The organism is Microbacterium resistens (assembly GCF_021172025.1).
In the GTDB taxonomy this organism is placed as follows: domain Bacteria; phylum Actinomycetota; class Actinomycetes; order Actinomycetales; family Microbacteriaceae; genus Microbacterium; species Microbacterium resistens.
In genome coordinates, this window is record NZ_CP082781.1 from 539,994 (window position 1) to 554,527 (window position 14,534).

General features: G+C 70.5%; 13 protein-coding genes. 12 read left to right on the top strand and 1 reads right to left on the bottom strand.

The window, feature by feature from the left end:
* The first annotated feature begins 26 nt into the window (after positions 1-26).
* The 11 genes from K8F61_RS02510 (at position 27) to K8F61_RS02560 (ending at position 12,429) form a co-directional block, all read left to right on the top strand.
* Positions 27-611 carry a DivIVA domain-containing protein gene (locus K8F61_RS02510; RefSeq protein WP_067244234.1) on the top strand — a complete coding sequence of 195 codons (585 nt, stop codon included), beginning with the start codon at positions 27-29 and terminating at the stop codon, positions 609-611.
* Between the two features lie 9 nt (positions 612-620).
* A complete protein-coding gene (gene lspA / locus K8F61_RS02515; RefSeq protein ID WP_418888068.1) occupies positions 621-1,193 on the top strand; it encodes a signal peptidase II in 573 nt (190 codons plus the stop codon).
* Position 1,194: 1 nt separating this feature from the next.
* The gene (locus K8F61_RS02520) at positions 1,195-2,115 is read left to right on the top strand and encodes an RluA family pseudouridine synthase (RefSeq protein ID WP_219084549.1); all 921 of its coding nucleotides are present in this window, start codon (positions 1,195-1,197) and stop codon (positions 2,113-2,115) included.
* A gap of 36 nt (positions 2,116-2,151) precedes the next feature.
* Complete coding sequence (locus tag K8F61_RS02525; protein WP_067244227.1) at positions 2,152-2,724, top strand: GNAT family N-acetyltransferase; 573 nt, start codon at positions 2,152-2,154, stop codon at positions 2,722-2,724.
* 42 nt (positions 2,725-2,766) lie between these two features.
* Positions 2,767-3,345, top strand: coding sequence for an RNA polymerase sigma factor (locus tag K8F61_RS02530; protein WP_231820583.1), 579 nt, complete (start codon positions 2,767-2,769; stop codon positions 3,343-3,345).
* Positions 3,329-4,465 carry a hypothetical protein gene (locus tag K8F61_RS02535; protein ID WP_231820584.1) on the top strand — a complete coding sequence of 379 codons (1,137 nt, stop codon included), beginning with the start codon at positions 3,329-3,331 and terminating at the stop codon, positions 4,463-4,465. The genes K8F61_RS02530 and K8F61_RS02535 overlap by 17 nt, the downstream gene beginning before the upstream one ends.
* 43 nt (positions 4,466-4,508) lie before the next feature.
* On the top strand, positions 4,509-8,027 hold the full coding sequence (gene dnaE / locus K8F61_RS02540; protein WP_067244224.1) for a DNA polymerase III subunit alpha: 3,519 nt from the start codon (positions 4,509-4,511) through the stop codon (positions 8,025-8,027).
* Positions 8,028-8,169: 142 nt separating this feature from the next.
* The gene (locus tag K8F61_RS02545; RefSeq protein ID WP_231820585.1) at positions 8,170-9,576 is read left to right on the top strand and encodes a prolipoprotein diacylglyceryl transferase; all 1,407 of its coding nucleotides are present in this window, start codon (positions 8,170-8,172) and stop codon (positions 9,574-9,576) included.
* 6 nt (positions 9,577-9,582) lie between these two features.
* Positions 9,583-10,911, top strand: coding sequence for a histidinol dehydrogenase (gene hisD, locus K8F61_RS02550; protein ID WP_231820586.1), 1,329 nt, complete (start codon positions 9,583-9,585; stop codon positions 10,909-10,911).
* An 11-nt stretch (positions 10,912-10,922) separates the two neighbouring features.
* Positions 10,923-11,399, top strand: a complete 477-nt coding sequence (gene nrdR / locus K8F61_RS02555; RefSeq protein WP_067244216.1) for a transcriptional regulator NrdR — start codon at positions 10,923-10,925, stop codon at positions 11,397-11,399.
* A 10-nt stretch (positions 11,400-11,409) separates the two neighbouring features.
* Positions 11,410-12,429 carry a quinone-dependent dihydroorotate dehydrogenase gene (locus K8F61_RS02560; RefSeq protein ID WP_231820587.1) on the top strand — a complete coding sequence of 340 codons (1,020 nt, stop codon included), beginning with the start codon at positions 11,410-11,412 and terminating at the stop codon, positions 12,427-12,429.
* 64 nt (positions 12,430-12,493) lie between these two features.
* On the opposite strand, the gene K8F61_RS02565 is transcribed toward K8F61_RS02560, so the two are convergent.
* Positions 12,494-13,060, bottom strand: a complete 567-nt coding sequence (locus K8F61_RS02565) for a DUF3043 domain-containing protein (RefSeq protein WP_067244212.1) — start codon at positions 13,058-13,060, stop codon at positions 12,494-12,496.
* A gap of 46 nt (positions 13,061-13,106) precedes the next feature.
* Here K8F61_RS02565 and K8F61_RS02570 point away from each other — a divergent pair, with 46 nt between their 5' ends.
* Positions 13,107-14,522 (top strand): dipeptidase, encoded by a 1,416-nt coding sequence (locus tag K8F61_RS02570; RefSeq protein ID WP_231820588.1) that lies wholly within the window; start codon positions 13,107-13,109, stop codon positions 14,520-14,522.
* The last annotated feature ends 12 nt before the right edge of the window (positions 14,523-14,534 follow it).

A 14,534-nucleotide genomic window follows, 5' to 3' on the forward strand; every position in this document is an offset into this window, starting at 1 on the left:
AGAACTCATCGAAAGAGGAGCCACCAATGGCATTGACCCCGGATGACGTCGTCACCAAGCAGTTCCAGCACGTCCGTTTCAAGGACGGGTTCGACCCGGACGAGGTGGACGACTTCCTCGACGAGATCGTCATCGAGTGGCGCAAGGCCCTCGAGGAGAACGCCGAGCTGAAGGCCAAGCTGGCCGCGTACGAGTCCGGCGAGAAGGCCCCGGCCGCCGCCGAGACGCCCGCGCCGGCCCCCGTCGCCGCTCCGGCGCCCACTCCCGAGCCCTCCTCGGGCGCGGCCCCGGCGGGCATCATCGAGCTGGCCCAGCGTCTGCACGACGAGCACGTCGCCGAGGGCAAGTCCCAGCGCGACCAGCTCATCGCGGACGCCAAGGCGCAGGCGGCGAAGATCCTCGCCGACGCCGAGGCGCAGCAGCGCGAGCAGACCGCTCGTCTCGAGCGCGAGCGCAACGTGCTGGAGAGCCGGATCACCGAGCTGCACGACTTCGAGCGCTCCTACCGCTCGCAGCTGCGCAGCTACATCGAGAACCAGCTCCGCGACCTCGACTCCCAGTCGGGTCCCTCGGGCTCCTCGGACAGCCCGGTCTCGCAGGCCGGTCGCTAGGTCGGCCTGTTGCCAGGGCGTCGACCTCTGCATCGTTCGGCGGCCGGCGCGATCGTCGCGATTCTCGCGGCGGTCGTGCTGGCCGCCGATCAGTTCGTGAAGTACCTCACGATCGAGTACCTGCCGCTGCACCAGCCGGTCCCGGTCCTCGGCGAGTTCCTGCAGCTGTACTCCGTGCGCAACCCGGGCGCCGCGTTCTCCCTCGGCGAGAACGTCACGTGGATCTTCACGATCGCGCTCGCGGTGGTCGCGGGCGTCATCGTGTGGAAGGCGCTGGGGGTCCGCTCGCGGCTGTGGGCCGTGGTGCTCGGCGCGCTCCTGGGCGGGGTGCTCGGGAACCTGACGGACCGCCTGTTCCGAGAGCCGGGATTTCCCGTCGGCCACGTCGTGGACATGATCTCGATGCCGTGGATGATGCCGGCGATCTTCAACGTCGCGGACATCTTCATCGTCACGGGCATGATCTCCGTCGCCCTTCTCGTGGTGGTGGGCCTGCGTCTGGACGGCACGCGCGAACGGGATGCGGCGCCCGCGTCCGCGGGCGAGTCGACCGGTGACGGCCAGGACCGCGCGGACGTCTGACGTGGAGACCCGTTCCCTTCCGGTCCCGGACGGTCTCGACGGCGCCCGCGTCGACGCCGCGCTCGCGAAGATGCTGGGCTTCTCGCGGACCTTCGCTGCGGAGGTGGCCGAGGCGGGCGGGGTGTCCCAGGACGGTGCCGTGCTCGGCAAGTCCGACCGGCTGCGCGGAGGCGGGTGGCTCGACGTCTCCTGGCAGCCCCGCCAGGAGCCGCGGATCGAGCCGATCGCCGTCCCGGAGCTCGGGATCGTCCACGACGACGACGAGATCGTCGTCGTCGACAAGCCCACCGGGGTCGCCGCCCATCCCTCGCTCGGCTGGGAGGGGCCGACCGTGGTCGGAGCCCTCGCGGCCGCCGGCTTCCGCATCGCGACCAGCGGCGCACCGGAGCGGCAAGGGGTGGTGCACCGGCTGGACGTGGGAACGAGCGGGCTCATGGTCGTCGCCAAGACCGAGCGTGCGTACACCGCGCTCAAGCGCGCGTTCAAGGAGCGCACCGTCGAGAAGGTGTACCACGCGGTCGTGCAGGGACACCCGGATCCGCTCGTCGGGACCATCGACGCGCCCATCGGCAGACACCCGAACCACTCGTGGAAGTTCGCCGTCACCCCGGACGGTAAACCCTCGGTCACGCACTACGAGACGCTCGAGGCCTTTCCCGGGGCATCCCTGCTGGAGATCCACCTGGAGACCGGGCGCACGCATCAGATCAGGGTGCACATGGCGGCGCATCGCCACCCCTGTGTGGGGGATCCGCTCTACGGCGCCGACCCCACGCTGTCGGCCCGGCTCGGCCTCACCCGGCAGTGGCTGCACGCGCATCGACTCGGCTTCTCCCACCCGGGCTCGGGGGACTGGGTGGAGTTCGAGTCCCCGTATCCCGCGGACTTCCGGCACGCGCTGGAGATCCTCCGCGGGGAATGACGCGCGGATGTCGGTGCGGGGCGCCAGACTGGGCCCATGACCATCGTCGTCCGGCCCGCGACCGTGTTCGAGGACGTCGCCACCCTCGTGGGGCCGAAGAACCCGGCCTCGAACGTGTGCTTCTGCCTGAGCTACCGGATCGGGAACAAGGAGAACGTCGCCCTGCGCGGAGCGGCGCGCGCCGACCGCGTCCGTGAACTGTGTCATCAGGACCCGCCTCCCGGCGTGATCGCCTACCGGGACGGCGAGCCGGTGGGCTGGGCGGCGCTGCATCCGCGACGGGACACGAGCTTCGCGCGCAATCGGCTCATCCCGCACGTCGACGACCTGGACGTCTGGGCGCTCTGGTGCTTCCGCGTCCGTCCCGGCCACCGCAAGCAGGGCGTCTCGCACGCCCTGATCGAGGGAGCCGTCGCCTACGCGCGAGAGCGCGGGGCCCCGGCCATCGAGGGGTACCCCGTCGACAACGCGGGGGAGAAGGTCAACCTGACCATGGCGTACGTGGGCACACGCGCCCTGTTCGAGTCGGCGGGATTCGAGAAGGCCGCGGAGACCCGTTCGGTGCTGGACGGCTTTCCTCGCGTGCTGATGCGCCTCGACCTCCGCTGAGTTATCCGTGAACCGAACTCGCGCTTTCAGGCAATACACAGTGTGAGCACAGACAGCGAGATCATGCGGCGATCGCTCGATCACCCGTCGGCGTTCGCGGAGGTGTTCGATCGGCATGCCCGCGCGATCGGGGCCTACGCAGCCCGCCGCGTCGGTCCCGATGCCGCGGAAGACGTCCTCAGCGAGACCTTCCTCGTCGCTTTCCGGCGAAGGGCGGCCTTCGACCGCAACGCGGAATCCGCCCTTCCCTGGCTGTTCGGCATCGCCTCGCGGCTGGTCCGCACGCACCGTGCTCGCGAAGCGCGGCAGTGGCGTACCTACGAGGCCTCGGTATCGCGGAGCGAGCACGTGCAGGCGGATGAGACGGAGGAACTCCACTCTCGTCTCGACGCCGAGGCGGAGGTGCATCGGCTTGCGGGACGAATCGCCGCTCTGTCGACACAGGACCGGGACACCCTCCTGCTGCACGCCTGGGGGGATCTGACGTATGAGCAGATCGCCGAGGCGCTCCGCGTGCCCGTGGGGACGGTCCGTTCGCGATTGAACCGAGTACGACGGCGGTTGGATGACAGCCGCAGCACTCGCATCCGTAGGGAGGACGTCGATGGACGACTGGCGTGAGGTACGCACGATCGGCGAGAACGTGCGGATCGATGAGGCGCGTCTGCGCAGCGCCCGTGAGCGACTGCTCTCGGGCATCGAGGCCGAGCCCGGACGCCGCGCGTCCCTTCGACGGCGTCTGGCCTGGGGAGCCGGGGGGATCATCGCCACCGCGGCCGCGACCACGGTGGCGGTGATCGTGGCCTCGCAGGGCGTTCCCCGCCCGGAGCTTCCCGTCGCCGTTCCGGCGACGAGCCGACCCGAGACGCCGCCGGCGACTCCGCTTCCCTCGCCGTCGGCGCCCTCCGTGCCGACGCCGACGCCGGCGCCCGAGACAGCGCCCGACGTCCTGAGGGCCGCGGCGAACGCCGCGCTCACGACGCCCTCGGCCCCGGGTGCCGGCCAGTACGTGAAGTACCAGGCCACCAGTGAGTACCTCTGGGCCGGAGACGGCACCGACTTCTCTCCGATCGGCCGAGGATTCTCGCGGGAGATGGCGACCAGGGCCTGGATCATCACGGGGACCTCGACGATGTACATCCCGGCCGACGTCCTCGGGGACTGGGTGGTCGCACCGAGCGACCCCTCGGCGATCTCGTGGTCACTGGTCGACGACCCGACCAGTGAGGAGAGGATCGAGGCCGAGCTCGCCGCGTCCGCGTCAGCGGGCGAGGGGACGTATCCCGGAGGCACCGTGATTCCGGAGAGTGCCGGCGAACGGGTCGGCGAGCTGCTCGCACGGCTTCCTGCCGACCCCGGAGCCATCCGGGAATGGGCGGAAAGCGAGTACCCCGGCGAGAACCCGTCCGCGGAGGACAGCCTCGGAAGCCTCCTCGTCCTCCTGCTCGGTTACAACGCGGGGTCGCCGCAGCTCCGTTCGGCGATGTTCCTCGCGCTCAGCGACCTCCCGGCGTCGTCGATCGTCGCGGAGTCCGGCACCACCCGGACGATCGCGTTCGCGGCCGCGGTGGGCGGCGAGGGGCGCCCCTGGCGGATGACGGTGACCATGGACGTGGAGTCCGGTCTCGTGTCCGAGATCACACGGACCTGGGCGCATGGACCGAACGCGGTCCCGGACGACATCCCCGACGAGAGGATCCGGATCGCAACCTCCATCGTCGACGCGCCGCCGGAGGGGTAGGGGCCGACGCCGGGCGTCGGAGGCGGTCCGTAGACTCGGAGGCATGGCATCCGACTCCTTCGTCCACCTCCACGTGCACAGCGAGTACTCGATGCTGGACGGTGCCGCACGCATCGGCCCGCTCGTGCAGGAGGCGGTGAAACAGGGGATGCCCGCGGTGGCGGTGACCGACCACGGCAACACCTTCGCGGCGTTCGAGTTCTACAAGGCCGCGAAGGACGCCGGGGTCAAGCCCATCATCGGCATCGAGGCCTACGTCACGCCGGGCACGCACCGCAGCGACAAGAGCCGGGTGCGGTGGGGATCCCCCGAGCAGCAGCGCGATGACGTCTCCGGATCCGGCGCCTACACCCACATGACTCTCCTGTCCGAGACGACGGAGGGCATGCACAACCTGTTCCGGCTGTCCTCGACGGCGAGCATCGAGGGGTACTACTTCAAGCCCCGCATGGATCGGGAGATCCTGCAGAAGTACAGCAAGGGCCTGATCGCCACGACGGGGTGCCCGTCGGGGGAGATCCAGACCCGGCTCCGCCTCGGCCAGTATGACGCCGCCCGCGCGGCCGCCGCGGAGTTCCAGGACATCTTCGGCAAGGAGAACTACTTCGCCGAGATCATGGATCACGGGCTCGAGATCGAGCGCCGAGTCACCGGGGACCTCCTCAAGATCGCGAAGGACCTCGGCATCCCCCTGGTGGGGACCAACGATCTGCACTACACCCACCAGCACGACGCCAAGAGCCACGCGGCACTGCTGTGCGTGCAGTCGGGGTCGACCCTCGACGACCCGAACCGGTTCAAGTTCGACGGCGACGGCTACTACGTGAAGTCCGCTGCGGAGATGCGCCAGGTGTTCCGAGACCACCCGGTCGCCTGCGACAACACGCTGCTGATCGCCGAGCGCTGCGACGTCTCGTTCAACACCAGCGCCAACTTCATGCCGCGCTTCCCGGTCCCGCAGGGCGAGACGGAGGAGAGCTGGTTCATCAAGGAGGTGGAGAAGGGGCTGCACTACCGCTACCCGAACGGCATCCCGGATGCGGTGCGCAAGCAGGCCGACTACGAGGTCGAGGTCATCTCGTCCATGGGCTTCCCCGGCTACTTCCTCGTCGTCGCCGACTTCATCAACTGGGCCAAGGACAACGGCGTGCGCGTCGGTCCGGGACGAGGCTCCGGAGCGGGGTCGATGGCGGCCTACGCGATGCGGATCACCGACCTCGACCCGCTCGAGCACGGTCTCATCTTCGAGCGCTTCCTGAACCCGGACCGCGTCTCCATGCCCGACTTCGACGTCGACTTCGACGACCGTCGTCGCGGCGAGGTGATCCAGTACGTCACCGAGAAGTACGGCGACGAGCGCGTGGCCCAGATCGTCACCTACGGCACCATCAAGGCGAAGCAGGCCCTCAAGGACGCCGGGCGCGTGCTCGGGTTCCCGTTCAGCATGGGGGAGAAGCTCACCAAGGCGATGCCGCCGGCGGTGATGGGCAAGGACATGCCCCTGGACGGCATGTTCGACAAGGACCACCCGCGATACAAGGAGGCGTCGGAGTTCCGCACCGTCATCGAGACGGATCCCGAGGCCAAGACGGTCTTCGACACCGCACTGGGACTGGAGAACCTGAAGCGCCAGTGGGGCGTGCACGCCGCCGGCGTGATCATGTCCTCGCACCCGTTGATCGACATCATCCCGATCATGCGACGGGAGCAGGACGGACAGATCGTCACGCAGTTCGACTACCCGTCCTGCGAGTCCCTCGGGCTCATCAAGATGGACTTCCTCGGCCTGCGGAACCTGACGATCATCTCCGACGCCCTCGCGAACATCAAGATGAACCGCGACGAGGACCTCGTGCTGGAGGATCTGGCGCTGGACGACCGCGCCGCGTACGACCTGCTGGCCCGCGGCGACTCGCTCGGGGTCTTCCAGCTCGACGGCGGACCGATGCGCTCCCTCATGCGTCTGATGAAGCCCGACAACTTCGGCGACATCTCGGCGCTGATCGCCCTGTACCGTCCGGGGCCGATGGGGGCGAACTCGCACACGAACTACGCGCTGCGCAAGAACGGCCTGCAGGAGATCACGCCGATCCACCCGGAGTTCACCGAGTCGCTGGCCGACATCCTCGAGGAGTCCTACGGCCTGATCATCTACCAGGAGCAGGTGATGGCGATCGCCCAGCGGGTGGCCGGTTTCTCCCTGGGCCAAGCGGACATCCTGCGGCGAGCGATGGGCAAGAAGAAGAAGTCCGAGCTGGACAAGCAGTACGAGGGGTTCCACGCGGGCATGCGGGCCAACGGGTACTCCGACGGCGCGGTCCAGGCGCTCTGGGAGATCCTGCTGCCGTTCTCCGACTACGCGTTCAACAAAGCGCATTCCGCCGCCTACGGCGTGATCTCGTACTGGACCGCCTACCTCAAGGCGCACTACCCCGCCGAGTACATGGCGGCGCTGCTCACGAGCGTCGGCGACTCCAAGGACAAGATGGCGCTGTACCTCAACGAGTGCCGACGGATGGGGATCAAGGTCCTCCCGCCGGACGTGCGCGAGTCGATCAACTTCTTCGCGGCCGTCGGGGAGGACATCCGCTTCGGTCTCGGCGCCGTCCGCAACGTCGGCAGCAACGTCGTGGACGGGATCGTGCAGGCGAGGGAGAAGGAGAACTTCACCTCCTTCCACGACTTCCTCAAGAAGGTCCCGATGCACGTCTCGAACAAGCGGACCATCGAGTCGCTGATCAAGGCGGGTGCCTTCGACTCGATGGGGGACACGCGCCGCGCGCTGGTGGAGATCCACGAGGACGCGGTGGAGGCTGCCGTCGGCCAGAAGCGCAACGAGGCCCAGGGGGCGATCGGCTTCGACTTCGACAGCCTCTACGACGACCTGGAGGAGGCGGCTCCGGCGAAGGTCCCCGAGCGCCCGGAATGGACGAAGAAGGACAAGCTCGCCTTTGAGCGCGAGATGCTGGGGCTGTATGTCTCCGACCATCCTCTCGCGGGCCTGGAGGTGCCGCTGGCGAAGCACGCGTCCATCGCGATCAACAGCCTGCTGGAGTCGGAGGACCTGCAGGACGGCGACCAGGTGACCATCGCTGGTCTCATCACGAGCGTCCAGCACCGCGTCGCGAAGGCCAGCGGAAACCCCTACGGAATGATCACGGTCGAGGACTTCCACGGCGAGATCACCGTCATGTTCATGGGCAAGACCTATCTCGAGTTCCAGGGCATGCTGCAGTCGGACGCCATCATCGCGGTCCGAGGGCGGGTGTCGCGACGCGACGACGGGATGAACCTGCACGCCCAGGCGGCCTTCACGCCGGACGTCGGCTCCTTCGACGCGGCAGGACCGCTGACGCTCGTGGTCCCCGAGCAGCGGGCGACGGAACGGGTGATCGAGGACCTCGCGGACGTCCTGCGCCGCCACGCGGGGGAGACCGAGGTCATGCTGACCATGCACCGGGGAGGGCGGGCGAAGGTCTTCGAGGTCCCGATGCCGGTCTCGGTCACGGCCGACCTGTTCGGGGACCTCAAGTCGCTCCTCGGTCCGCAGTGCCTGGGCTGACACCGTTCGGAGTCGGGGGCGACGCGCACGACGTCGCCCCCGTCACGTGCACGTTCCGCTCAGGGACGATCCGCGGCGCGCGGGTAGGATCTGATCGCGTCGGAGACGCCGGGCACGGCCGCTCTCACGCGAAAGGACCCTCATGACGAACGAGAATCCCTCCGTCCCCTCGGCGCCTGGGGACGACGCGAACGACGACGCCCTGCCCACGCCCGACGCGCCGTCCGCCGCCGCGCCGGTGGCGGAGACGGCCCGCGTCACCGACGACGGGGAGCCCGCGGCCACGTCGCGAACGACCGACCCGGCGGATGCCGTCCCGGTCGTGGAGGGCGTCGACGCGACCGCCGAGGCCGACGTCATCGTCGAGGCCGCGCCGCAGGAGGGCATCCTGGGCTTCACCCTGCGCGAGCTCCTGATCGTCGGCGCGTGGCTGGTCGGATTCGTGCTGTCGTTCGTGCCGGCCTTCGGCTTCCCGTTCGCCGACGGCGTGTCGCTCTGGGGCCCTGACCTGCAATGGCTGCTCCCGATGGGCGTCCCCACCGTGGCCACCTTCCTGATCGTGCTGCGCCGGTTCTCGCCGGAGGGCATCCGTCGGGTGGGGTCCCTGGGGATCGACCAGTTCGCCTCGGTGGCGTTCTCGGTCGCCGCTGTCAGCTGGGCCGCGCTGCTGTGGCAGCAGATCCGTCTGTCGTTCGCCACGGCGCACCCGGGCGCCGGGAGCTGGGCCGTCTGGCTGGAGCTCCTCCTCGCGCTCGCACTCGTGGTCCTCACGGTGTTCGCCCCGCTCGTCCCGCGCCTGCGCGACGACTTCGAGGGGCGTCAGGAGACGCTCGCGCACCGCAACGCCAACCCGGTGCGCCCGGTGATCGCTCGTCCGCGCCCCATCCCGCAGCCGGACTCGCCCCCCGCACCCGCCGCCGAGGAGGCAGCGGCGCCGACGGATGACTCGGCGACGGGCGCGACCGACGCCCCGCCGCAGTTCTCCTCCCGTGCGCACGCCGCCGGTGCCGAGCCCGGCACCAGCTCCGTCGACCCCGCCGGCGACGCCTACGCTCCCGCCTACTCGCGCCGTTCCGCGGTGGAGGACGACGCCGTCGACACGCGGGACCGCGCCGATGCGCGCCGGCACGAGACCGGCACCGGCACGGACGCCGTCACGGACACGGACGCCGCGCAGCCCGCCGAGGAGCACGACGAGGTCATGCCCGACGCCCTCACCGAGGTGTTCGCTCCGCTGGTGGAGACGGACACGGATCTGCGCCTCTCGGGTGAGGAGCCCGGCCCCGTGCCGGAGGACGACGACGTCGAGGACACGCGGACGCGTGCGGTCTCGACGGTCGACGAGCCGGCGGCTTCCGTCGCACAGCCCTTCTGGGCGCTGGCGCCCGAGCGGCGACCGGTGCACGATGAGCGGGGATCCGTCATCTTCGAGATCGGGCCCGACGCGTGGATCCTCGTCCTCGAGGACCGCGGCGGCGCCTATGTGGTCCGCCACGACGACGGGCGGGTGGGCTACCTGCACGACACGACCGACATGACCCGAGGCTGAGGACGCATGCAGACGATCGACCTGAGGGGACGCACCCTCACCACCGCCGAGATGCTCGCGGCGGTCCCGCGCGCCACCGCGGCCCGTGCCGAGGCCCTGGCGACCGCGGCCGCCCTCGTCGAGGAGGTGCGCGTGCGCGGCGAGAGCGCGCTGCGCGAGCAGGCCGAGCGCTTCGACCGCGTCGTCGATCACGCGATCCGGGTGCCGAAGCAGCACATCGACGACGCCGTGGCCGCGCTGGAGCCGAGGATCCGCTCCGCGATCGAGGAGTCGATCCGTCGGGTGCGTGCGGCCTCCGAGGCGCAGGTGCCGGCTCCCGCGGTCACCGAGCTGGGAGCGGGCGCACGGATCCGCCAACGGTGGCAGCCGGTCGGCCGCGTCGGGGTGTACATCCCCGGCGGCAAGGCCGTCTACCCCTCCAGCGTGATCATGAACGTCGTCCCGGCACAGGTGGCGGGCGTCTCCGAGATCGCGCTCGCCTCGCCGGCGCAGGCGGACCAGGACGGCCGGGTGCACCCGACGATCCTCGCCGCGGCGGGCCTGCTCGGCGTCGACGAGGTCTACGCGATGGGCGGCGCGGGAGCGATCGGCGCGTTCGCCTACGGCGTGGACGCGCTCGGCCTCGACCCGGTCGACGTCCTCTCCGGTCCCGGCAACAACTTCGTCGCCTCCGCCAAGCGGGCCGTGGCCGGCGTCGTCGGAACCGACTCGGAGGCGGGCGCGACGGAGATCCTGATCGTCGCCGACGAGACGGCGGACCCGATCCTTGTGGCGGCCGACCTCGTCAGCCAGGCCGAGCACGACGAACAGGCGTCGGCCGTGCTCGTGACCGATTCGGCCGAGCTCGCCGCCCGTGTCGCCGAGCGGGTGGAGCAGCTCGCGGCGGCCACCCGTCACGCGGATCGGGTCGCCGCGGCGCTGTCCGGGCCGCAGTCCGCCCTCGTGCTCGTGGACGGACGCGAGGCAGCTGTGGCCTTCAGCAACGCGTACGCGCCCGAGCACCTCGAGCTGCACCTCGCCGATGCGGCCGAGGCGGCAGCGTCCTTCACGAGCGCCGGAGCCGTGTTCGTCGGCGAGGACAGCCCGGTGAGCCTGGGTGACTACCTCGCGGGCAGCAACCACGTCCTGCCGACCGGCGGGCAGGCGCGCTATGCGCCGGGCCTCGGCGCCTACACGTTCCTGCGTCCGCAGCAGGTGATCGAGTACGACCGCGCGGCGCTGTCGGAGGTCCGCGAGGCGATCGTCGCCCTTGCGGACACCGAGGTCCTTCCCGCGCACGGCGAGGCCATCGAGGCGCGGTTCGTCGGTGCGCCGGTGGTCACGGCGGAGGCGTAGTCTTACTCACCATGCACTGCCCCTTCTGCCGTCACCCCGATTCGCGCGTGATCGACTCCCGCACGAGCGATGACGGTCTCTCGATCCGCCGCCGTCGTCAGTGCCCCGAATGCGGGGGACGTTTCTCGACCACGGAGACGGCGAGCCTCAACGTCATCAAGCGTTCCGGCGTCATGGAGCCGTTCAGCCGCGAGAAGGTGATCTCGGGCGTCCGGAAGGCGTGCCAGGGCCGTCCGGTGACGGAGGCGGATCTTGCCATCCTCGCTCAGCGCGTGGAGGAGGCGGTCCGTCAGACCGGTGTCTCGCAGCTGGACACGAACGAGATCGGGCTCGCGATCCTCGGGCCGCTGCGCGATCTCGACGAGGTCGCCTACCTCCGGTTCGCGAGCGTCTACCAGGCGTTCGACTCGCTGGAGGACTTCGAGTCCGCGATCGCCGATCTCCGTGCCGACCACGCCTCGTCCGAGCCGGAGCCCGCCGACCGGTAGCCTGGCAGGGATGTACGCGCTCCTCTTCCGCCACGTCCTGTCGCGACTGGATCCCGAGTTCGCCCACCACGCGGCGATGCTCGTCATCCGCATCCTGGGGGTGCCGCCGTTCTCGTGGGTCGCCCGAGCGCTGACCCGCTCGCCCGAGGGCGACAGGGTGACCGCGCTCGGCCTCACGTTCCCGACGCCGTTCGGCGTCGCGGCCGGGTTCGACAAGAACGCCGTCGGCGTCCGCGGGCTGGACGCCCTCGGGTTCGGCCACGTCGAGGTGGGCACCATCACGGCGCTCGCGCAGCCGGGAAACCCCAAGCCCCGGCTGTTCCGGCTCGTGCCCGACCGCGCGGTGATCAACCGCATGGGGTTCAACAACGCGGGAGCGGAGGCGGTGGAGCCCCGTCTGCGCCGGCTGCGTCGACGTCATCCGCGCGCCGTCGTCGGCGTCAACATCGGCAAGAGCCGAGTGGTCGCCGTGGAGGATGCGATCGCCGATTACGTCTCCTCGGCGACGCGCCTGGCGCCGCTGGCGGACTACCTCGCGATCAACGTCTCCTCGCCGAACACCCCGGGGCTGCGCGGGCTGCAGGCGGTCGAGACGCTCGCGCCCCTGCTCCGCGAGGTGAAGACGGCCGCCGGGGCCGCACCGTTGCTGGTGAAGATCGCGCCGGACCTGCCGGACGACGAGGTCGAGGCGATCGCCCGCCTCGCCGTCGCCGAGGGGCTCGACGGGATCATCGCGACGAACACGACGATCGGGCGGGAGGGGCTGCGCACCGCCGCCAGCGTGGTGGAGGCCGCCGGCGCCGGGGGACTGTCGGGCGCGCCCCTGCGCGCGCGGTCGCTCGAGGTGCTGCGCATCGTGCGCTCGGCGGTCCCGGAGGACTTCTGCGTGATCTCGGTCGGGGGAGTGGAGACGGGCGCCGACGTCCGCGAGCGACTGGACGCCGGCGCGACCCTGGTCCAGGGGTACACGGCCTTCCTCTACCGCGGGCCGCTCTGGGCGCGTCAGATCTCCCGGGGCCTTCCGCGCTGAACCCGATGACGAGACCCCTCGTCCTCCGCGGAGGACGAGGGGTCTCGTCGGGCCGGTGACCGCGTCAGACCGGGTACTGACCGCGCTTGACCTGCGGCTTCGGCAAGCGCATGAAACGCATCTGCAGGGAGCGCATGGCCGCGTACCAGCCGAGGCCCTTCTCGCGGCGATCCTCGCCGAACTTCGCCGCGGCCTTGCGCTTGATCCGGACGCTGAGGATCACCATGTCCGCGATGGCGAGGATGATGTAGCCCCACAGCACCACGAACGCCCAGTAGGCCACGGCCATGTTCGGGATGAGCGAGGCGATGATCACGAGCACCATCAGCGCCATCACGAACTCGCTGAGATGCCAGCCGGCGTCGACGTAGTCGCGGACCCAGCGGCGCTGCGGACCCTTGTCCCGGGCGGGGAGGTACTTGTCCTCGCCGTTCGCCATCCCGATGCGGGCCCGCTCGCGGCGCTCCTGCAGCTCGGCCTTGGCCTTGGCCCGCGCCTCCTTGGTGTCCGCCACGAGCGGTCGGCGGCGCGCAGCCTCCTGCTCGGCGCGGCTCGGCGTGGGCCGGCCCTTGCCGACCGTGGGCGCTGCGGACTCGTCGTTCGAGGCGGGGCTTGCGGGGGTATCGGCCACGAAGGCTCCTGACGTGCGTGGAAGGGGTCGCCTTAAGATTACTCGCATGACTTCTCCCTCACCTTCGGTCACCGCGTCCGCCGACCTAGAGGCGGCCCTGCGCGAGTCCGTCGCCGGCGCCGTCCCCTCCGCTCTCGCCGATCTCGGCGACCTCGTGCGCATTCCCGGCATCGCCTGGCCCGCGTTCGACCAGGAGCAGCTCGTGCGCAGCGCGGACGCCGTGGCGGCCCTGGCGACCGACACCGGGGTGTTCGACAGCGTGCGCGTGCTGCGCGCCGCGATCCCCGGGACGGACGAGCTCGGCCAGCCCGCCGTCCTGGCCACGCGCGCCGCGCGCAACGGCCGGCCGACGATCCTGCTGTACGCCCATCACGACGTGCAGCCCCCCGGAGACGACGCGCTGTGGGAGACCCCGCCGTTCGAGCCGACGGTCCGCGACGGGCGCCTCTACGGCCGCGGCGCGGCGGACGACAAGGCCGGCATCATGACCCACATCGCCGCCCTGCGCGCGGTCGCCGAGACGCTCGGCGACGATCTGGACCTCGGTATCGCCCTCTTCGTGGAGGGGGAGGAGGAGTACGGATCGCGCTCCTTCGCGCAGTTCCTCCGCGACAACGAGGACGCGCTGCGGGCCGATGCGATCGTGGTGGCGGACTCCGGAAACTGGGACTCGGAGACCCCGGGCCTGACGGTCTCCCTCCGCGGTGCGGCGCGGTTCACCATGACGGTGCGCACGCTGGACCACTCCTCGCACTCCGGGATGTTCGGGGGCGCCGTGCCGGACGCGATGATGGCCACCGTGCGCCTCCTCGACACGCTGTGGGACGAGAACGGCTCCGTCGCGGTCGAAGGGCTCCGCGTGCGGGACGCGGAGACGCCCGAGTACGGGGAGAACACGCTTCGCGCCGAGACCGGACTGCTCCCCGGGGTGAGCCCGATCGGCGAGGGGACGATCCTCGGCCGGATCTGGAACAAGCCGTCCGTGACGATCATCGGGATCGACGCCACCTCGGTCGAAGAGGCGTCGAACACGTTGGCCGCGCAGACCCGCGTCGTCCTGAGCTGCCGGGTCGCCCCGGGCCAGTCCGCGACAGAGGCGTACGAGGCGCTGACGGCGCATCTGCGCGCGCATGCGCCGTTCGGTGCGCAGCTGGAGTTCTCCGACGAGGACCTCGGGAACCCCTTCCTTGTGGACACGGCGGGATGGGCGGTGGGCCTCGCCCGTGCGGCGATGGCCGACGGATACGGCAAGGATCCGGTCGACGTCGGCATCGGCGGGTCGATCCCCTTCATCGCCGACCTCGTCGAGACGTTCCCCGCCGCACAGATCCTCGTGACCGGGGTGGAGGACCCGCACTCGCGTGCGCACAGCCCGAACGAGTCGCTGCACCTGGACACGTTCCGCCACTCGATCGCCACCGAGGCGCTGCTGCTGGCGCGGATGAACGAGATCCAGCAGTGAGCCCTGCCGCCG

Coding starts and splice junctions, on each gene's coding strand:
- hisD (WP_231820586.1), top strand. CDS start 9,583: ATGCAGACGATCGACCTGAGGGGACGCACCCTCACCACCGCCGAGATG.
- K8F61_RS02535 (WP_231820584.1), top strand. CDS start 3,329: ATGGACGACTGGCGTGAGGTACGCACGATCGGCGAGAACGTGCGGATC.
- K8F61_RS02545 (WP_231820585.1), top strand. CDS start 8,170: ATGACGAACGAGAATCCCTCCGTCCCCTCGGCGCCTGGGGACGACGCG.
- K8F61_RS02525 (WP_067244227.1), top strand. CDS start 2,152: ATGACCATCGTCGTCCGGCCCGCGACCGTGTTCGAGGACGTCGCCACC.
- K8F61_RS02510 (WP_067244234.1), top strand. CDS start 27: ATGGCATTGACCCCGGATGACGTCGTCACCAAGCAGTTCCAGCACGTC.
- K8F61_RS02570 (WP_231820588.1), top strand. CDS start 13,107: ATGACTTCTCCCTCACCTTCGGTCACCGCGTCCGCCGACCTAGAGGCG.
- nrdR (WP_067244216.1), top strand. CDS start 10,923: ATGCACTGCCCCTTCTGCCGTCACCCCGATTCGCGCGTGATCGACTCC.
- dnaE (WP_067244224.1), top strand. CDS start 4,509: ATGGCATCCGACTCCTTCGTCCACCTCCACGTGCACAGCGAGTACTCG.
- K8F61_RS02560 (WP_231820587.1), top strand. CDS start 11,410: ATGTACGCGCTCCTCTTCCGCCACGTCCTGTCGCGACTGGATCCCGAG.